The sequence below is a fragment of the Amycolatopsis sp. CA-161197 genome (assembly GCF_050942255.1).
GTDB lineage: Bacteria > Actinomycetota > Actinomycetes > Mycobacteriales > Pseudonocardiaceae > Amycolatopsis.
Genome location: NZ_CP192059.1, coordinates 10240973 through 10263535, shown reverse-complemented (window position 1 = coordinate 10263535; position 22563 = coordinate 10240973). Strand labels below are relative to the sequence as shown.

Here is a 22563-nt window from a genome sequence, read left to right as displayed (position 1 = left end):
GTTCGGATGTAGAGCCCGAGCAGCGATACCCTCACCGTCGTGGGTATCTCGGCGTGGATCTGGTTCGTCATCGCCGCCGTCGCGCTGGTGGCGGGGCTCGGCCTGCTCGCGGCCGACCGGGCCAAGGAAGGCTCGCGCAATCGCGAGCGCATGCGCTGGGCCCAGTTGCGCGGCTGGCAGTTCGTGGAGGAGGACGAGCGGCTGCCCCGGCAGTGGTCGGGCGGTGCGATCGGCTACTTCGGCGCCGACGCGGCGGTGAACGTCGTCGCGGGCTCCACCTTCACCTCCGACGGCCGCCGTCCGGTGTTCATCTTCGACATCGAGTCCGAAGGCCAGATCCCGGCGACGGTCGTGGCTGTGCGCTGCAACAAGACGCACCGCGTGCCCGTGGAGATGTGGCTGTCGAGCGTGCCGTTCCAGCGCGAGAACATGCCCGAGATGCTCGGCCCGATCGGCCAGCGCTACGCCTTCGCCGACGACTCCGAAGGCGCCCGCGCCGTCATCACCCAGGAGCTGGTGGACGCGGCCGACCAGCTCGGCGGCGACGTCGGCGTCGCCTGGCTCGAGAACGAGTGGGTGCTGGCGAGCGTCGTGCCCAACGCCGGGCCTTCGCGCCTCGAGCGCCTGCTGCGCGACCTCGGCGAGATCGCCGACATCGTCGACCCCTTCGACGAGGACTACGACACCGGCCGCACCTGGACCCCCGCCGCCGCCGCTTCGGAACCCCGCTCGGCCACCCGCGCCCCGTCCCCCGCGGACACCCGCGCCACCACCCCGGTCGACACCCGCGCGACGACCCCCGTCGAAACCCACCCGGCCGACGCCCCGACCCCGCCCGAGCCCCGCACCCCGTCGAGCGGCCCGAGCACCTACGGCTCCGTCCCGGCCGCCCCACCGGCCAAACCCGACCCAGACGTCGACGACGACTGACCCCGAACGCGAAACGGCCGCCCCGAAAGAGGCGGCCGTTTTATGTCCGGGTCAACACCTTCATGTCGGTTCCGCCGCACGTCAACGGTGCATCGCATCCGCCCCGTTCATGGCCTCGCCGGCGAAGCCAGACCCTGACCTCGACGAAGCCCAACCCCGTGCGCGAGTGCGGCCGCCCGCAAGGCGGCCGCCCGACGGCGAGGCTTCATTGCACGCGAAACGGCCGCCCCGAAAGAGGCGGCCGTTTTCATCTCCGGAAGCAGCTCACCTCAACGGCGGCGTCGAAAGCACCACATCCGGCACCACCGGAGCCCCGAACGCCGTCGCCCCCGCCGACTGCGTGTGGCCGACCCGCGACGAAACCCGAAGTCACCGTCGAAACCCGCGCCGAAGTGGCGTCCGCTGCCTTCAGTTCGCCGCGGAAGTCGTTGCCCGACAAGGACTGCGTGGTCAGCAGGAAGCCCGAAACCGGCCCGGCGTCGGCTGTCGCGATGTGGCGCTGGCCGACGTCCGAGACGTCCAGGGAGCCGACGAACTGGCCCGTGGCGTGGTGCTCCGAGTTGGCCACCACCGAGCCCGGCCCGCCGAAGTCCACGGCGTAGCCGGACGTGCGGTGCACCCCCACGCCGCCGCCGAGGTCGCCGGCGAAGCTGCCGGCGCCGGAGGAGTCCGTGGGGACGTCGACGCCGTAGGGCAGCCAGACGCCCTCTGCCGTGGAAGAAGCGGGCGAAGTGGACGTGACCCGCGACGAGTTGCCCGTCATCAGCCGGACCGGCGAGCCCGTTCGCACTTCGTGGCGCTGTGACTGCGAAAAACCGTTGGTCGTTTTCACCGCTGTGAGTGAATCCGAAAGGCCGTACCCGGTGGTGTCGGACACCGCCTGCGTCAGGGAAGAAGCAGTCGACACCGGAAGCCCGTGGGTCGCCACGGAGGTGTCGCGGGCGACCCCCACCGATGCGGCCGAGGAGTGCACGGAGTGGTCGAGCGTGCCGTGCTGCTGCAGGTCCAGCGGCAGGCCGTCGAGGGGAAGAGTGGGATCGGCCAGCGCGGACGCAGGGCCGGCGAGCAGCAGTGCGAGGGGTGCCGCACCGGAGGCCACCTTCGGGAGGTAACCGGGCTTTCGCTGGGTGTGCTTGCCCATGGGCGGGACCATACTTCGCCACTGGGACAAACGCGACTGCAGGTAGGTTCGCCCCATGACCGCCACCGCCGTGATCACCGGAGCCACCGCGGGCATCGGAGCGCAGTTCGCGCGCACGCTCGCCGCCGAGAAACACGACCTCGTGCTCGTCGCCCGCGACCGAGCGCGCCTCGAGGCGTTCGCCAAGCAATTGGCAGATCGCCATCAAGTGAACACCGAGGTGCTCCCCGCCGATCTGTCCGAAGTGGACGGCCGCGCGAAGGTCGAGGAACGGCTCACCGCGGAACCAGTCGACCTGCTGATCAACAACGCCGGATTCGGCCTCTCCGGCGACTTCTGGAAGATCTCCCCCGACGCGTTGCAGCGCCAGCTCGACGTGAACGTCACCGCCGTCCTGCGCCTCACCCGCGCCGCGCTGCCCGGCATGGTCGAGCGCGGCCACGGCGACATCATCAACGTCTCCAGCGTCGCCGGCTTCTTCTCCGGCCGCGGCTCCACGTACACGGCCAGCAAGAACTGGGTCACGTCGTTCACCGAAGGCATCGCAACGTCGCTGCCGCCCGGCGTCCGCGTGATGGCGCTCTGCCCCGGCTTCACCACCACGGAGTTCCACGAGCGCGCCGGCCTGGAGAAGGAAGGCCCGCAGGCGTTCTGGCTCGGCGTCGAGCAGGTCGTGAACGAAGCGCTCGCGGATCTGCGCCGCGGCAAGGTCATCTCCGTGCCGAGCCTGCAGTACAAAGCGCTGGTCGCAGTCACCGGGCTGCTGCCGCGCGGGGTGCTGCGCCGCCTGTCGGCCGGGTTCGGCAACCGGAGCCGCACGTGAGGTAGGGCTGCCCCCACCCCGGCCCGGCGAGCTGGCACCAGGGTGCGAACCGCCGTCGCTGCCTAGCGTTTTCCCCATGACGGATGAGGCGGTGCGGCTGCAGGCCGTGCGGAAGGACTACGGGCGGGTCACCGCGCTGGCGGGCGTCGACCTGGTGTTCCCGCGCGGCGGGTTCACCGCCGTGATGGGGCCTTCGGGCTCGGGCAAGAGCACATTCCTGCACTGCGCCGCGGGCCTCGACCGCCCGACCGCCGGCTCGGTGCACCTCGACGGCCAGGACCTCGCGAAGCTGTCGGAGACGCAGCTGACGAAGCTGCGCCGTGACCGGATCGGCTTCGTGTTCCAGGCGTTCAACCTCCTGCCCGCGCTGACGGTCGAGCAGAACGTGGTGCTCCCGCTGCGCCTGGCCGGCCGCCGCGTCGACCGCAAGCTGGTGACGCGGATGCTCACGCACGTCGGCCTGGCCGACCGGCGCCGGCACCACCCGGGTGAGCTGTCCGGCGGGCAGCAGCAGCGCGTGGCCATCGCGCGGGCGCTCGTGGCGCGCCCGGCCGTGCTCTTCGCCGACGAGCCCACGGGCGCCCTCGACACGCGCACCGCGGCCGAAGTCCTTGCCCTGCTGAGGGATTCGGTGCGCGGCGGGCTCACCGTCGTGATGGTGACGCACGATCCGGTCGCCGCCGCGCACGCCGACCGCGTGGTTTTCCTCGCCGACGGCCGCGTTGCCGGCGAGCTCGCGCACCCGACTCCCGAAGCCGTGGCCGCGCGGATGACGCACCTCGGCGCGTGGGCCGGCGCCGTCGCGGTCGGTGGTGCCTGATGTTCCGGCTCACGCTGCGCACGCTCCGGTTGCGCAAAGGCGGTTTCCTCGCGACGTTCGTGGCCGCGTTCCTCGGCGCGGTGATCGTGTCGGCGTGCGGTGGCCTGATGGAGACGGGCATCCGCGCCGACACACCGCCGCAGCGGCTGGCGGCCGCGCCGATCGTCGTGGCGGGGCAGCAGGAGATCCGGCTCCCCAAACGGGATCCGGGCGAGGGCAAGCTCAAGACCGAAGGGGTCGCGCTGCCGGAGACCGTGCGCCTGGATCCGGCGCTGGCCGCCAAGATCCGCGCGACACCCGGAGTGTCCACTGTGGTCAGTGACGTCACCGTTCCCGTGGCGCTGCCGCAAGGTCCGGCGACCGGCCACGCCTGGGATTCCGCCGTCCTCACGCCGTACACGCTCACTTCGGGCCACGCTCCTGGCGACGGTGAGGTCGTGGTCGCCGACGTGACCGCGAAGCCCGGCGACACCATCCAGCTCGCCGCCCGCGGCACCACCGGCACCTACCGCGTCGCCGGCATCGCCACCGCGTCGACGACCGCGCCCACGATCTTCTTCACCACCACCGAAGCCGCGCGGCTGGCCGGAAACCAGATCGACGACTTCGGTGTGTTCACCAGCGAAGACCCCGCCACCGTCGCCGCGCGCCTGAATCTTGGCGACGGAATCGTCGCGTTGACCGGCGACGACCGCGGCCACGCCGAGTTCCCGCAGGCCGACGCCAGCGGCACCAACCTCGTGGTCCTCTCGGCTGTGTCCGGTGGCCTGTCCGTGCTCGTCGCGTTGTTCGTCGTGGCCAGCACCTTGGGCCTCGCGACGCAGCAGCGCCGCCGGGAATTGGCTCTGCTGCGCGCCATCGGCACCACTCCGCGGCAGCTGCGCCGGATGGTGCTCGGCGAGGCTGTCGCGATCGGCGTGCTCGCCATCGCCGCGGCCGCCGCGCTCGGCCCGTTGCTCGGCCGCCGGCTGTTCGGCCGTCTGACGAACGCCGGCGTCGTGCCCGACGTCGTGCAGTTCCACCAGGGCTGGCTGCCGATGGTCGTCGCCGCCGGCGCGACGTTGCTCGCCGTGGTGCTCGCGGCCGTGGTCGCGGCCCGGCGCGTGAGCCGGATCCGGCCGACGGAAGCGCTGGCCGAAGCCGCGGTCGAACGACGGTGGCTCACGCCGTTGCGGCTGATCGTCGCCGTGCTCTGCTTCGGCGGCGGCACGGCGCTCGGAATCGTGACGCTCGCGGTGATGACCGGTCCCATCGCGGCGAGCACGGCGGGACCCGCGGTGATGCTGTGGGCGATCGGCGTCGCGGCGATCAGCCCTGGCGTCACGAAGCTCATGGCGCTGCTGCTTCGCGCTCCAGTCCGCCTGTTTGGCGGCGTCACCGGCTGGCTGGCGCTGGCCAACACGCGGGCCGCGGCGACGAAGGTGTCGGGCGCGGTCACGCCGATCATGCTGGCCGTGGGCATCGCGACCGCCAACATCTACCTGCAGACGACCACCCAAGCGGTGTCGCAGCAGGCTTTCACCGAAGACCTGCGTGCCGACGCGGTGATCGCCGCCCCGGCCGGCGTCAGCCCCGAGCTGCTCCGGCGCGTGCAGGACGCACCGGGCGTCGTCGCCGCGTCGGAGTACGTGACCAGCACGGTCTTCGTCACCGCGCCCTACGACGACAGCCAGGACGACGACGGCCACCCGGCCCTCGGCCTCACCGCCGGCAGCGCCGCGCAGACAACGTCGGCGAAGGTCACCGCGGGCAGCCTCGACGCGCTCACCGGCGACGCCGTCGCGTTGCCCGCGAGCGTGGCCACAGGGCTGCACCGCGGAGTCGGCGACGTCGTCACGCTCCGGCTCGGGGACGGGTACGAGGTGACCGTTCGCGTCGTCGCGCTCGTCGACCAGCGCGCCGGGTTCGAGACGCTGCTGTTCCCCGCCGGCCTGCTCGCCGCCCACACCACCGCGGGTCTCGCGCCGCAGGTGCTGGTGCGTGCCGCGCCCGGCGTCGACCAAGCGCGGCTCACGGCGAACCTCACGACGGCCACCGCCGGCGAACCCGTGTCCGTCGGTGACCGCGATTCGCTGCTCGCCGCGCACGCAACCGGTGACGCGGTGGGCGCGTGGGTCAACTACCTGATGATCGGGATGATCATCGGCTACACCGTGATCTCGGTCGTGAACACGCTCGTGATGGCCACCGCGCGCCGTCGCCGCGAGTTCGGCCTCCAGCGTCTCGGCGGCTTCACGCGGACGCAGGTGCTGCGCATGGCGGGCGTCGAAGGCGGCCTGATCGCGACGATCGGCGTGGTGCTCGGCACGGTCGTCTCCGCGGGCGCGATCGTGCCGTTCTGCCTGGTGGCCACGGGTTCGCCGCTGCCGACCGGGCCGATCGGGATCTACCTCACCGTGGTCGCGACCGCCGCCGTGCTCGCGCTGGTGGCGTCGCTGGTGCCCGCCTGGGTGGCCACGCGGACGCGGCCCGTGACAGCCGTCGCGCTCGGCGAGTGACGAGCGGGCCTGTCGGTGGCGTGTGTAAGACTCTCGGCCGTGGCGTACCCCGGGTTGGATCAAAGTGCGAAGCTCGAACTGGCCAGGCTGGTCACCGAACTGGCCGTGGTGCACGGCAAGGTGACCCTATCGTCGGGCAAGGAAGCCGACTACTACGTCGATCTCCGCCGGGCGACTCTGCACCACGCGGCGGCGCCGCTCATCGGGAAGCTGCTGCGGCAGCTCACGGCCGACTGGGACTACGTCGCCGCCGGCGGCCTCACCCTCGGTGCCGACCCGGTCGCGCTGGCGATGCTGCACTCCGCCGCGAGTGACGGGATGGTGCTCGACGCCTTCGTCGTCCGCAAGGCGGTGAAGGAGCACGGCATGCAGCGCCGCATCGAGGGCGTCGAGGTGCGGGGGCAGCGCGTGCTGGCCGTCGAGGACACCTCGACCACGGGCGGCAGTGTGCTCACGGCCGTCGAGGCGCTGCGCGAGGCCGGGGCGATCGTCGCCGGCGTCGCCACGGTGGTCGACCGCGACACGGGCGCGCGTGAGGCCATCGAGAAGGAAGGCCTCGAGTACCGCTACCTGCTCGACAAGGACGACCTCGGCCTGAGCTGAGCGCGATTCTCGAAGATCACCGAGAATGCGTGCGTGACGAACGCCCCCTCGCAGGTGTCCCCCTGGTGGAAGGGGGTGCCGTGACCACGACGGAGCTCGACGACGCGACGCTGGTCGGCCGCGCCCGAGACGGCGACGTGCGGGCGTACGAACAGCTCGTGCTGCGTTACCAAGCACCCATGTTCCGGCTCGCGGTGAAGATGCTCAACCACCGTGGCGACGCCGAGGACGTGGTGCAGGAGGTGTTCCTCGGCGCCTGGCGCAAGCTCGCGCAGCTGCAGGACGACAGCGCGTTCGTCGGCTGGCTCTACCGCAGTACCGCCAACCGCTGCCTCAACGTGATCCGCGCGCGCCGTCCGCAGGCCGACGTCGACCTGGAGCTGGCCGAGTCGCCGCGCACCGACGGACAGCCGGAGCACGCGGCGCAGGTCAACGGGCAGCTCGAAGCGCTCAACGCGGCGTTGCAGCAGCTCACGCCGCCGCAACGCGTGTGCTGGCTCCTGCGTGAGGTCCACGGCCGCTCCTACGACGAGATCGCCGAGGTCGTCGGGGTGAACCCGGCGGCGGTCCGGGGCCGCATCGCCCGGGCTCGGGCGCAGCTGGCGGAGGTGATGAAGCCGTGGCGGTGAACCAAGGGTATGAACTGCCCTGCGGCCGGGACCTGGACGCGCTCTGGGACCTGCTCGACGCGGTCGACGAGCACGAGGCGACCTGCCCGCACTGCGGCACCGCGCGCGCGAGCCTCCTGGCGTTGCGTGAGGCAACGGCCGAGCTCGTCGCCGAGCCGGATCCGGTGCCGCCGGGCCTGGTGGGACGCATCATGTCGGCCGTGCGCGCGGAGGCGCGGCGCGGACAGATGCTCGACCTGCTGACGCCGGAACCAGGTCGCGTGGAGGTGAGCGAGGCGGCCGTTGCCGTCGTGCTCCGGTATGCGGCCGACTCCGCGGGTGACGTCCGCGCGCGGCGCTGTCGCGTCCGCGCGGTCGGGGTGGCTTCCGACGGGGGCGGGATCGTCGAGGTCGAGCTCACCCTCGCGGTGCGGCTGGGCAACGTCGCCGGTGCCGAGACGTTGGCCCGGGTGCGCGAACGCGTCACGGCCGCGGCCGCGGCGCGCGTCGGGCTGACGCTCGCGAAGCTCGACCTGCTGGTCGAAGACGTGTACGAGGACGGGGAATGACGGGCGAGGCCGAGTACGTGATCGCGGACCCCGTGGTCGCGAGCGTCGCGGCCCGGGCCGCGCTCGACACCCCCGGCGTGGTGCGGCTGGAGCCGGGCCTGCGTGGTCTCGTCACGGCGTGGACCCGGGCGGCGCGCGGGCGGTGGCAGGGGCTGGATCCGGCCCCGATCGACGGGGTGCGCGTGCGCAACGTCGAGGGCGGGTTGTCGGTGGAGGTCGACGTGGTGACGTCGGCGTTCGACCAGGCCGCCGCCGTGGGGCGAGCGGTGCAGCGGTCGGTGACGCGCGTGTTGGCCGAGCAGACGGGGCTGGCGGTCGGCGCGGTGGTGGTGTCCATTGTGGATATCGAGCTGGAGCGCCGGTGAGCGTCGCCGAACGGGTGGTCGCGGCACTGGCCGATGTGGAGGGATTGCGGCCGGCCGTCGAGCGGAGTTGGGGTTCTGCGGTGGATCTGACGCCGGAGGCGGTGCAGGTCCGGCTGATCGCCACGCGGCTGCCGCTGCCGCCGTTGCTGGCGCGGGCGGAGGCCGTGGTGCGGCCCGCGCTGGCGGACACGGAGTGGGCGGGCGCGACGCTGCGGCTGATCGTCACCGACGTCGACGCCGGCGCGTTCTCCTGAGCGTCACACGATCGGGTCGTGACGATCACCGGGCCGTTGTGTCGAAGAGGTGACGGGGCAGGAAAGCCTTGTCCCGCCGCGCTTCCCAACCTACTGAGGGAGATTTTCGATGACTGTCGCCGAGAAGACCGTTGACCTCGTGGTGGCTCCTGGCCTCGTGACCGACCAGGGCACCACGACGATCGCCGACGTGGTCGTGCAGAAGATCGCCGGTCTCGCCACGCGCGAGGTGCCGGGCGTCCACGCGCTGGGCGGCGGCGCGGCGCGGGCGCTGGGGGCGCTGCGCGACCGCATCCCGGGCGCGTCGGCAAGTGCGGGCCAGGGCGTGGCCGTGGAGGTCGGGGAGAAGCAGGCGGCGGTGGACCTGGAGATCGTCGTCGAGTACGGCGTGCCCATCGCGGACCTTTCGCGCCAGGTGCGGCGCAGCGTGATCGGCGCGATCGAACGCATGACGGGGCTGGAGGTCGTCGAGGTGAACATCAACGTCGGCGACGTGTACATCCCGAGTGCGGACGAAGAGCCCACCACGAGTGATCGGGTGCGGTGAGGGATCTTTCCGGCACGGAGTTCGTACCCGGAGTGACCACTCCGTTACCCCTCGGGTGAACGCGTTGCTCCCCTGGGTTGAACATCACAGCGAGTGAGGAATTTTCGCCCGCCGGGGCACGGTTACCGGAGTAACGTCGCTGGTAGAAGCCGTGGGGAAAGGGGGCGGTGGTGAACGCTTCGGTGGCGCATTTCCTCGCCGACGTGACGGTGGCGGTGCACATCCTCGCCCTCTTGTTCATCGGGCTCGGCGGTTTCCTCGCGTGGCGCTGGCCGCGCGTCGCTCTCGTGCACGTGTTTTTCGCGGCGTGGGGCGTGCTGGTGAACGTCACCCCGGTCCCGTGCCCGCTGACCGCGGCGGAGAACTTCTTCCGGCACCAGCAAGGACTTGGTGACTTGCCGGGCGGGTTCAACGCGTACTACCTGTACGACACGGTGGTGCCGCGTTCGCTGCTGCCGGCCGTCGCGGTGATCGCGTTGGCGCTGGTCATCTTCTCCTACGTCGGCGCCTACCACCGCTGGCGTCACCGCCCCGACGACACTCCGGCTCACCGCGTCCGCCTGGGCTGAGCGAGAATCGTCCCTTGTGACGGAAGATCCCGAGGCCGGCCCCACCGAGTGGGTGGGTCGTGAGCCGGTTGGTGTGGGTCCTTGGGTGGGCTCGTGGCCCACGGACCCGCGGTACGACCCTGAGTTGCTGGAGCACGGGGACCGTCGGAACGTGGTGGACGCGTACCGGTACTGGCGCCGCTCGGCCATCGTGTCCGATGTGGATGCTCGGCGCCATCCGTTCCACGTGGCCATCGAGAACTTCCAGCACGACCACAACATCGGCACGGTCGTCCGCACGGCCAACGCCTTCGCCGCCGCCGAGGTACACATCGTGGGGCGCCGGCGCTGGAACCGCCGCGGGGCGATGGTGACGGATCGGTACCAGCATCTGCGACACCACGAGGATGTCGCGGGGCTGGTGTCTTTTGCCGCTTCTGCCGGGCTCGCGGTGGTTGCGGTGGACAACACGCCGGGTTCGGTGCCGGTGGAGGTGGCTTCGTTGCCGCGGGAGTGCGTGCTGCTCTTCGGCCAGGAGGGGCCGGGGCTGTCGGAAGAGGCTCAGGCTGCTGCGTCGATGGTGGTGTCGATCGCGCAGTTCGGGAGCACGCGGTCGATCAACGCCGGGGTTGCGGCGGGGATTGTGATGCATGCTTGGGTTCGGGAGCATGCGGATTTGTCTCGGTCTTGGTGATTTTGCCGAGGACCGGCTCGACCCGCTGGCGCGGATCATTGCCTTGTTCCGCGGTGTGCGCGGGCACCCCGATTTTTTAGTGTCACTACGGTCTGGACCACTTGTCAAGGCGGGAAAGAGTACCTTGACAAGTGGTCCAGACCGCGTGGAAGGCGGGGATCGAGGTGCAGGGCCGGGTCTGGGTGCGCCTCGGGTTGTGTAGGTCGGTCGCTGGATTTCGGTGTTGTGGGCCGCTTCTTTGAGTTTGTTGCGGGGTTGGGCTGGGGTCGCTGGGTGGCTCCAGCTGGGCGCCTGGGTTAGGGCTTTCAGCGGTGGGCGGGCGCGGGAGCGGTGACGCGGGTGCGGTGCTGGGCAGGAGCCGGGGCGGCGGCGCGGGTGCGGTGCTGGGCAGGAGCCGGGGCGGCGGCGCGGGTGCGGTGCTGGGCAGGAGCCGGGGCGGCGGCGCGGGTGCGGTGCTGGGCAGGAGCCGGGGCGGTGACGCGGGTGCGCTCGACGGCGGCAGTGGTGCCGCGCTGCGCGGGCGCGCTGATCTGTCGTGCGGGAGATGCGGCACTGCCGCGCTGCTCGTGAGCTGCGGCGGCGACACCGGTGCGGCCGGTCGGCGCCGGCGCGCTGGCTGGGGCGACGCCCCGAGCGGGAGCAGCGGTGCCGCGCTGGGCAGGAGCAGTTGCAGAAGCGCCGATGCGACCGGCCCGGGCCGGGGCAGCCGTGCCGCGCTGGGCCGGAGCGGGTGCGGTGGTGCCGCGTTCGGCGGGTGCGGAGGCGCCGGTGCGGCCGACCGGGGCCGCTTGACGCCGGGCCGGGGCAGCCGTGCTGAGCTGGGCGGGAGCAGATGCGGTGGTGCTGCGCTGGACCGGAGCGGCGACACCGGTCCGACCTGCCGGAGCCGTGGCCGCTCGGCGCTGGGTCGGGGCAGCCGTGCCGCGCTGGGCGGGAGCGGGCGCGGAGGCGCCCCGTTCGGCGGGTGCGGCGACATCGGCGCGGCCGGCCAGGGCCGCTTGACGCTGGGCCGGGGCAGCTATGCCGCGCTGCGCGGGAGCGGGAGCGGGAGCGGGTGTGGCGGTGCCGCGCTGCGCGGGTGCAGGAGCAGCGGTGCGCTGGGCGGCAACCGGAGCCGGAGCGCTGGTGGGCGCGGCGTTGGCGGCCGGGCCGAAAAGCGCGAGAGCGCCGCAGGCGGCGGCCACTCCGATGAGTCCGGAAACGGTGAGCTTCTTGGCGTTCATGGTGTTCTCCCCGACTGTCGAGTGGATCTTGGGCCCCACCGAACGTAGGGGCGGGTTGTCAGGAACCGGTTTCAATCGGGTCAGGCCGGGATCAGGGGGCGGCATCCTGCGCGAACGGGCAGAATCGCGGGTATGAGCGTCGACCGGGCTGGGCGGGCGGCTGCGGCGGAGCGCGCCGTGCGGGGGCGGCACCTGCGGCGTGTCTGGGGTGTGCCCGGGACGGTGCTGGGGCGCAGCGGCTGGCCGCCGACCGTCGGGCAGCGGTTGCACTGGCACTGGAACTACTGGTGGCAGGCGCATTTGCTCGACTGCCTCGTCGACGCCCAGCTGCGCGACCCGCAGCCCGAGCGGGCGAAGGTGATCGGGCGGTTCGTGAAGTCCATGCACTTCCGCAACTTCGGCAAGTGGATCAACGACTACTACGACGACATCGCCTGGCTCGGCCTTGCCCTGCAACGCGTCCGCGCGCTCGACCTGTCCGATGTGGACCGCGCCATCGCGGACATCGACGCCCAGCTCCACGAAGGCTGGACCGACGACGCCGGCGGCGGCATCTGGTGGCGCCGCGGCGACACGTTCAAGAACGCCCCCGCCAACGGCCCCGCCGCCATCTTCCACGCCCGCGAAGGCGACGCCACCCGCGCGCGCGACATGACGAAGTGGCTCACCGACACCCTCGTCGACCCCGCCACCGGCCTCGTCTGGGACGGCCTCCGCGTCGACACCGGCGAGCTCATCAAGCACATTTTCACCTACTGCCAAGGCGTCTACCTCGGCGCATGCCTCGAACAGTCCAATGTGGACGCCGCCTCTCGCACCGTCCGCGCCATCGCCACCCACCTCGCCCCCTCGGCCATCCTCCGCGGCCAAAACGGCGGCGATGGCGGCCTCTTCGCCGCCATCGCCGCCCGCTACCTCGCCCTCGCCGTGCCGCGCCTGCCCACCCCCGAAGCCGCCACCGCCCGCACCCTCGTCCTCACCACCGCGGACGCCTGCTGGTCCGGCGCCACCCAGACACCCACCGGCCCCCTGTTCAGCGCCGAATGGGCCGCCCCGGCGTCCCTGAGCCCGCCACCCCCAGACGCCCCCGAACGCGACCTGTCCGTCCAAACCGGAGCGTGGCTACTCCTCGAAGCCGCCGCGAGGCTCTGACCTCGGCTTTCTGTTCGCTGCAATGATTCCTGTGCAGCGTCGCCATCGAGGCCCTGCCGACGGTGGCCGGCGGAGCTCCCTTCTTATGCCGCCATATCCTGCGGATCGCCAGCCGCGCCTGAGCGCTGCTGCTCTGTGAACCGCCGCGGTCGCCGTCGATCTCCTCGCAGCTGTCGCGATTGCCGCCCTCGCGCCGACGGCCGCCACGAGTTTCCGCGACCTGCGACGATCCTGATTTCTCTCTTGGACTCGAGTACGGCAACTCGCTCCCTGTCATACCTCTCGCCCCTTGTGCACAGCCACTTCCAGCGAGGTGACCCCAGTTGTCCACAGGGTTCCCCGAGTTGTGGGCAACTGGCACCCTCAGGGCGCTGAACAGCCGATTTCGTCGGGTTACCCCGGTAGAATGGGCATGGGAGCGCCCCCCAGGGAGGGCGGGGGCTGTGTGTCGGGGTGGGCCCTGGGGCAGCAGGGGGAAAGGCCTGGTCCGGAGCGCGGTCCGGTGTGGTGGCGCCAGGCTGCGGCGGGGGCGAAGTGCGGAGAGGTGGGGCCGCAGACGCCGGTAGGTGTCGTTCGACCCCGGAAGTCCGAAGCGAAACGAATTGCGTGCGAGAGCTGCGCCGCCGGTGCGATCGGGTGCGGAGGTACGGGAGCTCAGTAGTCGTAAGAGGTCCGGTCTGCCAACGCAATCGGGGAATCGCCCCGTCGGAATCCTGAAGGCTCAGCAGTTGGCGCGAGAACCGGGCGGCACGATGCGATCGAGCGGCCGCATCGCCGAGTGCCGCAGCAGCGCGGGCTGTCGGGAGCAGCGCGGGGGAAGCCGGCAGTCAGGCGCGGCGGCCGAAGGCTTAGCAGCCGCATGAAGCGCGGTGCAAGAACCGTGGCGCCAGCCGCACTGCTTCCGGCTGGTGGTCCGGTTCCTGCACCCGCGCGATCAGCAGCTGTACGGCCCGGCGGCCGAAGGCTTAGCAGCCGCATGAAGCGCGGTGCAAGAACCGTGGCGCCAGCCGCACTGCTTCCGGCTGGTGGTCCGGTTCCTGCACCCGCGCGATCAGCAGTTGCATGGCCCGGCGGCCGAAAGCTCAACAGCCGCATGAAGCGCGGTGCAAGAACCGTGGCGCAAGCCGCACCGCTTCCGGGCGGCGGTCCGGTTCCTGCACCCGCGCCATGAGCAGTTGCACGGCCCGGCGGCCGATTTCCGAGATCGGCTGGGCCATGGTGGTGATGGCGGGAGACACGGTGCGCGCCCAGGCCATGTCGCCGAAGCCGACGACGGCGAGTTCGGCGCCGATGTGGATGCCGCGGCGGTGGGCTTCCCATTGGACGCCCATGAGCATCGACTCGCCGGCGACGACCACTGCGGAAGGCGAGGGCCAGCCGTCCAGGAGTTTGGCGGCGGCGCGGGCCGCGCCGCCCGGGGAGGACATGCCGCAGGCGACGAGTTCGGGGTTGTAGCGCAGGCCGGCGCGGTCGAGGCCGAGGCGGTAGCCCAGCGTGCGTTCTTCGCTGACGGCCGAGTCGGCGGCGCCGGTGATCATGGCGATGCGGCGGTGCCGCCGCGAAGCCAGGTGCTCCACCAGCGATGACACCGCCTGGATGTTCTCCGAGCCCACCTGGTCGACGTCGTTGCGGCCGGCGATGCGGTCGACCAGCACCGTGGGGACGCCCATGCGCACCAAGCCGTTGATGACCGCGTCGTCGCCGGGGGCCGGGACCAGGAGCACCCCGTCGACGCGGTCCGCCCGCAGCGCACGCACCACGGCCGCCTCTTCGGCGACGGAATCGTGGGTGTCGGCGAGCATGAGGTCGCAGCCGGCGCGCGCGGCGGCGCCGCGGATCGCGCGCAGCAAATCGCCGGTGTACGGGTTCGCGTGCATGCCCAGGGCAACACCGAACCGGTGCGTGACCGGCGTACCCCAAACCGGGATCTCCGGCGCCAGAGCGGTCATGTGCGTGGCCCTCGTCGTCGTGCTTACCCAACGGTAACCGCTCGGGAGGCCCAGCCGAGATGCGCGAAGGGCGATCCACTCCAAGAATCACCAGTGTGAGTGAACGGTCAGGCCGCTCCGGGGCACCCGCACGACTGTCGGTGGCGCAGCGTGGGCGGCAGCCGCACGGTCTCGGCCGCGCGCGTCGGGTCGGCGACGCGGGCCAGCAGCAGCTGCACGGCGCGGCGGCCGATCTCCTCGATCGGCTGCGCCATCGTGGTCAGCGGTGGATCCACCAGGTCGGCCCACTCCACGTCGTCGTACACGACCACCGGCAGGTCACGGCCGATGCGCAAGCCGCGCCGGCGGGCCTCGTGCAGGACGCCGACCATCATGCTGTCGTTGGCCACCACCAGCGCCGTCGGCGGTTCCGGCAGCGCCAGCAACGTGCTCAACGCCAGCGCGCCGCCGTCGCGGTGCGAGTTCCCGCAGGCCACGAGGTCGGGCGACCACGCGAGCCCCGAACGGCCCAGGCCCAACCGGTAGCCGAGCACGCGTTCGTCGCTGGTCGTGAGACCCGGCGCGCCGGAGATCATGCCGATCCGCCGGTGCCCGAGCGACGCGAGGTGCGCGGTCAAAGCCGAGGTGGCCTGGATGTTCTCCGCGCCGACCTGGTCGACGTCGGTGCGGGTCGAGAGCCGGTCGATGAGCACCGTCGGCACGTCCAGCGACACGAGTTCACCGATCACCGAACCGTCGCCCGGGGAGGGAGTCACCAGCAGGCCGTCGACGCGACGGGACCGCAGGGCCCGCACCACGTCACGTTCGGTCGCCGTGGCATCGTGCGTGTCGGCGAGCAGCACCGTGTAGCCGTTGGCGGAGGCCTCCCGTTCGATCGCCTGCATCAGCGCCGCGAAGTACGGGTTGGCGACCAGCGAGATCGCCATCCCGATCGAGCGCGTACCGCCCGTGACCAGCGAACGAGCGATCGCGTCACCGGTGTAGCCGGTGGTCTCGATGGCCCGCAGCACGGCGGCCTTCGTGTCCTCCGCGACGGCGCGCGTGCCGTTGACGACGTGCGAAACCGTCGTGATCGACACCCCGGCGAGCTCCGCGATGTCGCGCTGGGTGGGCCGGGAGGAGCGGGTTGGTGGCATGTCAGTCCTTCACGAGGTTCACTCGCAAGCGTTTGCGCAAACGCTTGCGACGTGTGCTGAGTCTGTCTACCTTGCCGACCATCGGCAACCTCGCAGGAGGGCATCCATGAGACAGCGCAGTCTCTCCGCACTGGTGCTGATCGTCGCAGTCGGCGCGATGGTCACCACCGGCTGCACGGTCGAGCGCCACTGGGGCGGCAACACGACCCCGGCCGGCAGCGGCAAGGCCAAGGTCGGCCTGGTCACCAAGACCGACACGAACCCGTACTTCGTCGAGCTGCGCAACGCGGCCAGTGCGGCCGCGAAGGCCAACGGCGCCGACTTCAGCGCTCTCGCCGGCCAGTTCGACGGCGACAACGACGGCCAGGTCCGGGCCATCGAGAACCTGATGCAGCAGGGCGTGAACACGATCCTGATCACCCCGAGCTCGTCCACCGGCGTGCTCAAGGCGATCAAGGACGCGCGCGACGCCGGTGTGCTCGTGATCGCGCTCGACACCGCCACCGAGCCGGCCGACGCCGTCGACGCCACCTTCGCCACCGACAACTTCGCGGCCGGCCAGCAGCAGGGCGCGTACGTCAAAGCCGCGCTGGCCGGCGTCGACCCGAAGCTGCTGATGGTCGACGGGACCGCCGGCTCCTCCGTCGACACCGAACGTCACGGCGGTTTCCTCAAGGGCATCGGCCTCACGGACTCCTCGCCCCAGATCAAGGGTCACACCGCGGCCAACGGCGACCAGAGCCTCGCGCAGCAGGGCATGGAGAACCTGTTGCAGCGCACCACGGACATCAACGCCGTGTACTCCATGAACGAACCCATGGGCCGCGGCGCGTACGCCGCGCTCAAGGCCCGCGGCCTCACCGACCGCATCGTGATGGGCTCGATCGACGGCGGCTGCGAAGGCGTGCAGAACGTCAAGGACGGCCTCTACGCCGCCACGGTCATGCAGTTCCCGAAGAAGATGGCCGAACAGGGCGTGCTCGCGGCCGTCGAATACGCCAAGACCGGCAAGAAGCCCACGGGTTTCGTGAACACCGGCTCCACCGTGATCACCGACAAGCCCATGCCGGGCGTCCCCAGCCAGAACACCACGTGGGGCCTGCAGAACTGCTGGGGAGGCGCGAAATGACCACCGCGACGGTGAACGGCACCCGGGAGCGCGAGTCGCTCGGCGAGTTCCTCCTGCGCGCGCCCGCGGTCGGCCCCGCGCTCGCGCTGATCGTGGCCATCGTGGTCTTCTCCCTGGCCACGGACACGTTCTTCGACCTCGACAACCTGTCCACAGTGGTCCAGCAGTCGCTGGTCGTCGGCACGCTCGCGCTCGGCCAGACGCTGATCATCCTCATCGCCGGCATCGACCTGTCCAACGCGGCGTCGATGGTCGTGGCGACGCTGATCATGGCCAAGCTCGCCGCGGCCGGCACCAACGGCTTCGTCGCGCTGCTGGCGGGAATCGCGTTGACGGTGCTCGTCGGCCTGTTCATCGGCACACTCGCCACGCGGATCAAGCTGCCCGCGTTCATCATCACGCTCGGCACCTTCACCGGCCTCACCGCCGTCGCGAAGCTGATCGCCGGCGGCCAGGCCGTGCCGGTCACCGACGGGCTCCTGCAGTGGCTCGGCACCAAGCGTTACCTCTTCGGCGGCATCCCGATCACCTACGGCATGACGCTCGCGCTGATCATGTTCCTCATCGTCTGGTACTCGCTCACGAAAACCGCGTGGGGCAAGCACGTCTACGCGGTGGGCAACGCGCCGGAGTCCGCACGCCTGTCCGGCATCAAGGTCAACCGCACGGTGATCTCCGTGTACCTGGTCGCGGGCTTCTGCTTCGGCATCGCCGCGTGGCAGGCGCTCGGCCGCACGCCGAACGCCGACCCGAACCAGTTCCAGCTCGGCAACCTCGACTCGATCACCGCCGTGGTCCTGGGCGGCACCAGCCTCTTCGGCGGCCGCGGTTCGGTGCTGGGCACGTTGTTCGGCGCGCTGGTCGTGGCGGTGCTGCGCTCGGGCCTCACTCAGATGGGCGTGGACGGCAACTACCAGGACCTCGCGACCGGTGCGCTGCTCATCGCCGCCGTGGTCGTCGACCGGATCGCACGGAGGCAGCAGCAGTCATGACTTCCGACAACGGGCAACAGACCACGCTTTCCGCACGCGGCCTTGTGAAGCGCTACGGCCGCGTGACCGCCATCAACGGCGCCGACTTCGACCTCTACCCCGGCGAGGTGCTCGCCGTCGTCGGCGACAACGGCGCCGGGAAGTCCAGTCTCATCAAGGCGTTGTCGGGTGCGCTGATCCCCGACGAGGGCGAGATCCGCGTCGACGGCCGGGTCGTGCACTTCAAGTCCCCTTTGGACGCTCGCCACCACGGGATCGAGACGGTGTACCAGGACCTGGCCGTCGCGCCGGCGCTGGACATCGCGTCGAACATGTTCCTGGGCCGGGAAAAGCGGCTGCGCGGGCCGTTCGGCGGCATCGCGCGCAAGCTCGACACGGGCGAGATGCGCAAGGAGGCGCAACGGATCCTCGACGAGCTGGGCATCAACATCAAGTCCATCAACCAGCTCGTCGAGACGCTCTCGGGCGGCCAACGCCAGGGCGTCGCGGTGGCGCGCGCGGCGGCGTTCGGTACGAAGGCCGTGATCATGGACGAGCCGACGGCCGCGCTCGGTGTCGCGGAGTCGGCGAAGGTGCTGGAGCTGATCGGGCGCATCCGCGACCGAGGGCTGCCGGTGGTGCTGATCAGCCACAACATGCCGCACGTGTTCGACATCGCCGACCGGATCCACGTGCACCGGCTGGGCAAGCGCGTGGCCGTGGTGTCGCCGAAGACGCACACGATGAACCAGGTCGTCGGCCTGCTCACGGGTGCGCTGCAGCTCGACGAAGAGGGCCAGGTCACCGAAGTCGCGGCCACCACGCACGCCGGGCTCACCTGACGTGCGCGTGCTGCTGGCGGGGTTGTGCACCGTCGACGTCGTGCAACGGGTCTCGCAGTTCCCGGCGCCGGGCGAGAAGGTGCAGTCACTGCGGGTGGACGTCGCCGCCGGCGGGCCGGCGACCAACGCCGCGGTGACCGTGGCCGCGCTCGGGGCCGCCGCGACGCTCGTGACCGTCGTCGGGGCCCACCCGCTGGCAGCGCTCGCGCACGCCGACCTCATCGCGTGCGGGGTCGACGTCGTGGACCTCGACCCCGCGCGCACCGATTCGCCGCCGCTGAGCGCCGTGGTCGTGCGCGCCTCCGACGGGGAGCGAACGGTCGTTTCGCGCAACGCGGCTTCCGGTGCGCCGGTGGAGGTTCCGGATCTCACCGAGCTCGTGCGTCAAGCGGACGCCGTGCTCGTCGATGGGCATCACCCTGAGCTCGCGCTCGCCGTCGCGCGGGCCGGGCGGTCACTCGGCGTGCCCGTCGTGCTCGACGCCGGCAGCTGGAAACCGGTGCTCGACGACCTGTTGCCGCTGGTCGACGTCGCCGCGTGCTCCGCGCACTTCGCCGCGCCCGGGCCGGGACTGCGTGAACGCGGAGTACCCGTCGTGATCAGGACCGCGGGGCCGGATCCGGTGCGCTGGAGCACTGCGGAAGACTCAGGCCAGGTGCCTGTCAACGATGTCGAGGCGCGGGACACACTGGGGGCCGGCGATGTGTGGCACGGCGCGCTCGCGCACGCGATCGCGGCCCGTGGAAGCTCGGTGGACGGGTGGATCCGGCACGCGAACGCGGTGGCCGCCGAGCGCGTCCGCCACGTGGGGCCGCGGTCGTGGACGGCGGCGATCTCGAAGTTGGGAGAAGGAGTGCGATGACGGCGTTCGAAGACCTCCTGGCACGGGCCGAAGGGCTCGCCAAGCCGCGGCAGCGCAGCGTGCTCGGCATCATCGGCGCGCCCGCGTCCGGCAAGACCACGCTGGCCTGGGCGATCGCCAACGCGCTGGGGTCCCGCGCGGCCGTCGTCGGCATGGACGGCTTCCACCTCGCGCAGGTGGAGCTGCGCCGGCTCGGCCGCGCCGAGCGCAAGGGCGCGCCCGACACGTTCGACGCCGCGGGTTACGTCCACCTCATCCGCCGGCTCGCGAAGGGCAAGGAAACCGTGTACGCGCCGGAGTTCCGCCGCGAGATCGAGGAACCCATCGCCGGTGCGGTCGCGGTGGCGCCCGAAGTGCAGCTCGTGATCACGGAGGGCAACTACTTGCTGCTGCCCGACGACCCGTGGAGCGGCGTGCGTCAGTACCTCACCGAGGCGTGGTTCCTGGCGCCCGACGAGCCGGAGCGGATCGAACGGCTGGTTTCGCGCCACCGTCGTTACGGCCGGTCACTGGTCGAGGCGCGCCAGCGGGCGCTCGGCTCGGACCAGCGCAACGCCGACCTCATCGCGAGCACGCGTGACCGTGCCGACCTCGTGCTGGAGAACCTGCCGCTCGTGAACTTCGCCCTGTGAGCGGAGTTCTCGTTGTCACGGGCGGCAGCCGGGGCATCGGCGCGGCGATCTGCACGCTCGCCGCTTCGCGGGGCTACGACGTGGTGGTCAACTACTCCGGCGACTCGGAGCCGGCCGCGGAGGTCGTTTCGCAGGTGCGCGCGCACGGGCGCAAGGCGCTCGCGGTACGCGCCGACGTCGCCGACGAACGGCAGGTCCGCAAGCTCTTCGGCACCGCCGGGGAGATGGGGTCGCTGGTCGGCGTCGTGAACAACGCGGCCATCACCGGCAACACGCCGGGGCGCCTCGACGAGCAGAGCGCGGCCACCGTTCGGCGCGTGCTGGAGGTCAACGTCGGCGGGGTGTTCCTGTGCTGCCGCGAGGCCGTGCGGCGGCTCTCGACGCGGTACGGCGGTCCCGGTGGCGCCATCGTCAACGTCTCGTCCACGGCCGCGCGCACGGGCTCGGCCGGCGAGTGGGTGCACTACGCGGCGACGAAGGCCGCCGTCGACACGCTCACGTACGGCTTGGCGCAGGAAGTGGCGGGCGAGGGGATCCGGGTGAACGCCGTCGCGCCCGGCCTGGTGGCCACGGGCCTGCACTCCGCGGCCGGCTTGCCGGACCGCCTCGAGCGCTTGGCGCCCGGGATCCCGCTGGGTCGGCCGGGCGAGCCGGAGGAGATCGCCGAGGCCGTGCTGTGGCTCCTGTCACCCGCGTCGTCGTTCACGGTCGGCGCCGTGCTGGAGGTCGGCGGCGGCCGCTGAAAGTGCGTCCCACCATGTGGTCTTCGCGCATTTCAGCGTTCCGCTGGGGCGCTACTCGTGTTCACGTCATCCCGGCTTGTGGGACGGCGGGCGACGAGGAGATCACGATTCGTGGCGGAAGTCGGTGAATCCGCCCGCCCGATCGGGGCGGCTGTGTCACTCTGGTGGAGCCTCCGGGGCAGTCGGACGACCGGGGCCGCGGCGGCGCCGGTTCACGGGGTGGGTGACAAGCGCCCCGCGTCGCAAACGCACGGAGTGCGCAGCCGGGGGTCGGAAAGGACGGCCGCAAAAGTCATGCCCAAGCTCACGTCTGTGCACCATCTGGCGCTCACCGTGACCGATGTGGAACGAAGCGTCCCGTGGTACGCGCGGGTGCTCGACCTCGAGGAGTGCCACCGCCGCGAAGACCCGGAAACCGGGATCCACAAGGTCGTGCTGAAGTCCGCGGGCGACGGGTTCTCCGTCGTCCTGGTCCAGCACCCCGACACCGACCGCCGCTGCTTCGACGAACGCCGGACGGGGCTCGACCACGTCGCGTTCTCGGTGTCGTCGAAGGCGGAACTCTGCGAGTGGGAGGACCGGCTCTCGGAGTACGGGGTGTCGTACCTGCCGCCCACGACGTCGCGCACTTTCGAGGGCTCGTCGGTGATCGTGTTCCGGGACCCGGATGGGATTCAGCTGGAGATCTGGTCGGATCCGGAGCTGTAGAGCCTCGTTTTGCGGGGCTGGCCTCGTTTTGCTGGGCTGGCCTTGGGTTTTGGCGAGGCGGGTTTGGTTGTGGCTGAGGTTGGTTGTCCGAGCTTCGTTGTGGTGGCGCGGTTTTGGCGGCGCTCGGGTTTGAGCTGTGGTGGTGGCTGGGCTCGGTGTGGGTGATGTGGTCGCCGGAAGCCCGGAAGCCCGGAAGCCCGGAAGCCCGGAAGCCCGGAAGCCCGGAAGCCCGGAAGCCCGCAAGCCCGCAAGCCCGCAAGCCCGGGCAGTTGCGGGTCGGTTTCCGTTGTGGCGCCGAACAACTCCGGTGATGGCTGTGCCTCACCGCGCTCGCGGTTTCTCGATACCGGCCGGGCGATCGGAGTTATCCACACCCTGGGTCCAGTTGTGGACAAGTCGGCGGTTTGCGGCCTTGGCCACCGGTTTTGTCGTACCCCGCCGGTAGACTGGGCATGGGACGTCCCCCCAGGGAGGGCGGGGGCCGTCCGGCGGTTGCTGGTGAGTGTTGGCACAGCAACTCAGCCAAAGAGGTCCGTGTGGGAGGGGCGTGCTGAGGCCACGCCGAAGCGGCGCGGGAAAAGGTGGACCGTGGCTGTATCGCCGCGAGGTCAGGGTCGTCGAAAGGCCGGGCGCGCGCCGAGCTGAGGACCGCTGGAACGTCAGGTTCAGAGCGGAAGGCCCGCCGGAAGTTCAGTGGTGAATCGCCGTGCCGCGGGGCGGTGGCAAATCGTGCGAGGGACGGATCGGCGGTGCGCCCTCAGTCGAGTCGGTCGGGATGGCCGAACCGAAGGGCCTGGGGCTGGGGACGCGACAATG

Annotated in this window: 23 protein-coding genes and 1 pseudogene; 20 read left to right on the top strand and 4 right to left on the bottom strand. The window is 71.2% G+C overall.

Annotation, left to right across the window (positions count from 1 at the left end; all coding sequences use genetic code 11):
- Window positions 1–39: 39 nt before the first annotated feature.
- A pseudogene (locus ACQPXB_RS48640) lies at window positions 40–730 on the top strand (hypothetical protein); the annotation flags it as partial.
- Window positions 731–1177: 447 nt separating this feature from the next.
- On the opposite strand, the gene ACQPXB_RS48635 reads toward ACQPXB_RS48640, so the two are convergent.
- Entirely contained in the window at window positions 1178–2071 is an 894-nt protein-coding gene (locus ACQPXB_RS48635; protein ID WP_432848851.1) for a hypothetical protein, read from the bottom strand.
- Between the two features lie 55 nt (window positions 2072–2126).
- Between ACQPXB_RS48635 and ACQPXB_RS48630 the strand changes: the two genes are divergently transcribed.
- From ACQPXB_RS48630 to ACQPXB_RS48580, 11 genes are all read left to right on the top strand, one after another.
- On the top strand, window positions 2127–2894 hold the full coding sequence (locus ACQPXB_RS48630; protein WP_432848849.1) for an SDR family NAD(P)-dependent oxidoreductase: 768 nt from the start codon (window positions 2127–2129) through the stop codon (window positions 2892–2894).
- 76 nt (window positions 2895–2970) lie between these two features.
- The gene (locus ACQPXB_RS48625; RefSeq protein WP_366580217.1) at window positions 2971–3714 is read left to right on the top strand and encodes an ABC transporter ATP-binding protein; all 744 of its coding nucleotides are present in this window, start codon (window positions 2971–2973) and stop codon (window positions 3712–3714) included.
- The gene (locus tag ACQPXB_RS48620) at window positions 3714–6212 is read left to right on the top strand and encodes an ABC transporter permease (RefSeq protein ID WP_432848846.1); all 2499 of its coding nucleotides are present in this window, start codon (window positions 3714–3716) and stop codon (window positions 6210–6212) included. Before ACQPXB_RS48625 ends, ACQPXB_RS48620 begins: the two co-directional genes overlap by 1 nt.
- Window positions 6213–6251: 39 nt before the next feature.
- Window positions 6252–6815, top strand: a complete 564-nt coding sequence (gene pyrE, locus ACQPXB_RS48615) for an orotate phosphoribosyltransferase (protein WP_366580221.1) — start codon at window positions 6252–6254, stop codon at window positions 6813–6815.
- Window positions 6816–6895: 80 nt separating this feature from the next.
- Window positions 6896–7444, top strand: a complete 549-nt coding sequence (locus ACQPXB_RS48610; RefSeq protein ID WP_366580223.1) for an RNA polymerase sigma factor — start codon at window positions 6896–6898, stop codon at window positions 7442–7444.
- Window positions 7435–7992 (top strand): Asp23/Gls24 family envelope stress response protein, encoded by a 558-nt coding sequence (locus ACQPXB_RS48605; RefSeq protein ID WP_432848844.1) that lies wholly within the window; start codon window positions 7435–7437, stop codon window positions 7990–7992. Before ACQPXB_RS48610 ends, ACQPXB_RS48605 begins: the two co-directional genes overlap by 10 nt.
- Complete coding sequence (locus ACQPXB_RS48600; protein WP_432848843.1) at window positions 7989–8357, top strand: Asp23/Gls24 family envelope stress response protein; 369 nt, start codon at window positions 7989–7991, stop codon at window positions 8355–8357. Before ACQPXB_RS48605 ends, ACQPXB_RS48600 begins: the two co-directional genes overlap by 4 nt.
- On the top strand, window positions 8354–8611 hold the full coding sequence (locus ACQPXB_RS48595; RefSeq protein WP_432848841.1) for a hypothetical protein: 258 nt from the start codon (window positions 8354–8356) through the stop codon (window positions 8609–8611). The genes ACQPXB_RS48600 and ACQPXB_RS48595 overlap by 4 nt, the downstream gene beginning before the upstream one ends.
- Window positions 8612–8720: 109 nt before the next feature.
- Window positions 8721–9158: an Asp23/Gls24 family envelope stress response protein gene (locus ACQPXB_RS48590; RefSeq protein ID WP_364054515.1), complete on the top strand. Its 438-nt coding sequence runs from the start codon at window positions 8721–8723 to the stop codon at window positions 9156–9158.
- 182 nt (window positions 9159–9340) lie between these two features.
- Window positions 9341–9727 carry a DUF2784 domain-containing protein gene (locus tag ACQPXB_RS48585; protein ID WP_432857162.1) on the top strand — a complete coding sequence of 129 codons (387 nt, stop codon included), beginning with the start codon at window positions 9341–9343 and terminating at the stop codon, window positions 9725–9727.
- A 16-nt stretch (window positions 9728–9743) separates the two neighbouring features.
- Complete coding sequence (locus tag ACQPXB_RS48580; protein WP_432848839.1) at window positions 9744–10400, top strand: TrmH family RNA methyltransferase; 657 nt, start codon at window positions 9744–9746, stop codon at window positions 10398–10400.
- Between the two features lie 305 nt (window positions 10401–10705).
- On the opposite strand, the gene ACQPXB_RS48575 is transcribed toward ACQPXB_RS48580, so the two are convergent.
- Complete coding sequence (locus ACQPXB_RS48575; RefSeq protein WP_432848837.1) at window positions 10706–11623, bottom strand: hypothetical protein; 918 nt, start codon at window positions 11621–11623, stop codon at window positions 10706–10708.
- Between the two features lie 132 nt (window positions 11624–11755).
- Between ACQPXB_RS48575 and ACQPXB_RS48570 the strand changes: the two genes are divergently transcribed.
- The gene (locus ACQPXB_RS48570; protein WP_432848835.1) at window positions 11756–12775 is read left to right on the top strand and encodes a glycoside hydrolase family 76 protein; all 1020 of its coding nucleotides are present in this window, start codon (window positions 11756–11758) and stop codon (window positions 12773–12775) included.
- Between the two features lie 1082 nt (window positions 12776–13857).
- Here ACQPXB_RS48570 and ACQPXB_RS48565 read toward each other — a convergent pair.
- Window positions 13858–14724 carry a LacI family DNA-binding transcriptional regulator gene (locus tag ACQPXB_RS48565; protein WP_432848833.1) on the bottom strand — a complete coding sequence of 289 codons (867 nt, stop codon included), beginning with the start codon at window positions 14722–14724 and terminating at the stop codon, window positions 13858–13860.
- 107 nt (window positions 14725–14831) lie between these two features.
- Window positions 14832–15860, bottom strand: a complete 1029-nt coding sequence (locus tag ACQPXB_RS48560) for a LacI family DNA-binding transcriptional regulator (RefSeq protein ID WP_432848831.1) — start codon at window positions 15858–15860, stop codon at window positions 14832–14834.
- Between the two features lie 106 nt (window positions 15861–15966).
- Here ACQPXB_RS48560 and ACQPXB_RS48555 point away from each other — a divergent pair, with 106 nt between their 5' ends.
- From ACQPXB_RS48555 to ACQPXB_RS48525, 7 genes are all read left to right on the top strand, one after another.
- Window positions 15967–16989 (top strand): substrate-binding domain-containing protein, encoded by a 1023-nt coding sequence (locus ACQPXB_RS48555; protein ID WP_366580242.1) that lies wholly within the window; start codon window positions 15967–15969, stop codon window positions 16987–16989.
- Window positions 16986–17981, top strand: coding sequence for an ABC transporter permease (locus tag ACQPXB_RS48550; RefSeq protein ID WP_366580244.1), 996 nt, complete (start codon window positions 16986–16988; stop codon window positions 17979–17981). The genes ACQPXB_RS48555 and ACQPXB_RS48550 overlap by 4 nt, the downstream gene beginning before the upstream one ends.
- On the top strand, window positions 17978–18802 hold the full coding sequence (locus ACQPXB_RS48545; protein ID WP_432848828.1) for an ATP-binding cassette domain-containing protein: 825 nt from the start codon (window positions 17978–17980) through the stop codon (window positions 18800–18802). The genes ACQPXB_RS48550 and ACQPXB_RS48545 overlap by 4 nt, the downstream gene beginning before the upstream one ends.
- A 7-nt stretch (window positions 18803–18809) precedes the next feature.
- Window positions 18810–19664: a PfkB family carbohydrate kinase gene (locus ACQPXB_RS48540; RefSeq protein WP_432857159.1), complete on the top strand. Its 855-nt coding sequence runs from the start codon at window positions 18810–18812 to the stop codon at window positions 19662–19664.
- Entirely contained in the window at window positions 19661–20296 is a 636-nt protein-coding gene (locus ACQPXB_RS48535; RefSeq protein WP_366580250.1) for a nucleoside/nucleotide kinase family protein, read from the top strand. The genes ACQPXB_RS48540 and ACQPXB_RS48535 overlap by 4 nt, the downstream gene beginning before the upstream one ends.
- Window positions 20293–21039 (top strand): SDR family oxidoreductase, encoded by a 747-nt coding sequence (locus tag ACQPXB_RS48530; RefSeq protein WP_366580252.1) that lies wholly within the window; start codon window positions 20293–20295, stop codon window positions 21037–21039. The genes ACQPXB_RS48535 and ACQPXB_RS48530 overlap by 4 nt, the downstream gene beginning before the upstream one ends.
- 294 nt (window positions 21040–21333) lie before the next feature.
- Window positions 21334–21747: a VOC family protein gene (locus ACQPXB_RS48525; protein WP_366580254.1), complete on the top strand. Its 414-nt coding sequence runs from the start codon at window positions 21334–21336 to the stop codon at window positions 21745–21747.
- The last annotated feature ends 816 nt before the right edge of the window (window positions 21748–22563 follow it).

Bases quoted from the DNA above. Each gene is read 5' to 3' on its own strand.
- ACQPXB_RS48635 (WP_432848851.1), bottom strand. From the start codon at position 2,071: ATGGGCAAGCACACCCAGCGAAAGCCCGGTTACCTCCCGAAGGTGGCC.
- ACQPXB_RS48630 (WP_432848849.1), top strand. From the start codon at position 2,127: ATGACCGCCACCGCCGTGATCACCGGAGCCACCGCGGGCATCGGAGCG.
- ACQPXB_RS48625 (WP_366580217.1), top strand. From the start codon at position 2,971: ATGACGGATGAGGCGGTGCGGCTGCAGGCCGTGCGGAAGGACTACGGG.
- ACQPXB_RS48620 (WP_432848846.1), top strand. From the start codon at position 3,714: ATGTTCCGGCTCACGCTGCGCACGCTCCGGTTGCGCAAAGGCGGTTTC.
- ACQPXB_RS48600 (WP_432848843.1), top strand. From the start codon at position 7,989: ATGACGGGCGAGGCCGAGTACGTGATCGCGGACCCCGTGGTCGCGAGC.
- ACQPXB_RS48590 (WP_364054515.1), top strand. From the start codon at position 8,721: ATGACTGTCGCCGAGAAGACCGTTGACCTCGTGGTGGCTCCTGGCCTC.
- ACQPXB_RS48575 (WP_432848837.1), bottom strand. From the start codon at position 11,623: ATGAACGCCAAGAAGCTCACCGTTTCCGGACTCATCGGAGTGGCCGCC.
- ACQPXB_RS48570 (WP_432848835.1), top strand. From the start codon at position 11,756: ATGAGCGTCGACCGGGCTGGGCGGGCGGCTGCGGCGGAGCGCGCCGTG.
- ACQPXB_RS48565 (WP_432848833.1), bottom strand. From the start codon at position 14,724: ATGACCGCTCTGGCGCCGGAGATCCCGGTTTGGGGTACGCCGGTCACG.
- ACQPXB_RS48560 (WP_432848831.1), bottom strand. From the start codon at position 15,860: ATGCCACCAACCCGCTCCTCCCGGCCCACCCAGCGCGACATCGCGGAG.
- ACQPXB_RS48555 (WP_366580242.1), top strand. From the start codon at position 15,967: ATGAGACAGCGCAGTCTCTCCGCACTGGTGCTGATCGTCGCAGTCGGC.
- ACQPXB_RS48550 (WP_366580244.1), top strand. From the start codon at position 16,986: ATGACCACCGCGACGGTGAACGGCACCCGGGAGCGCGAGTCGCTCGGC.
- ACQPXB_RS48545 (WP_432848828.1), top strand. From the start codon at position 17,978: ATGACTTCCGACAACGGGCAACAGACCACGCTTTCCGCACGCGGCCTT.
- ACQPXB_RS48535 (WP_366580250.1), top strand. From the start codon at position 19,661: ATGACGGCGTTCGAAGACCTCCTGGCACGGGCCGAAGGGCTCGCCAAG.
- ACQPXB_RS48525 (WP_366580254.1), top strand. From the start codon at position 21,334: ATGCCCAAGCTCACGTCTGTGCACCATCTGGCGCTCACCGTGACCGAT.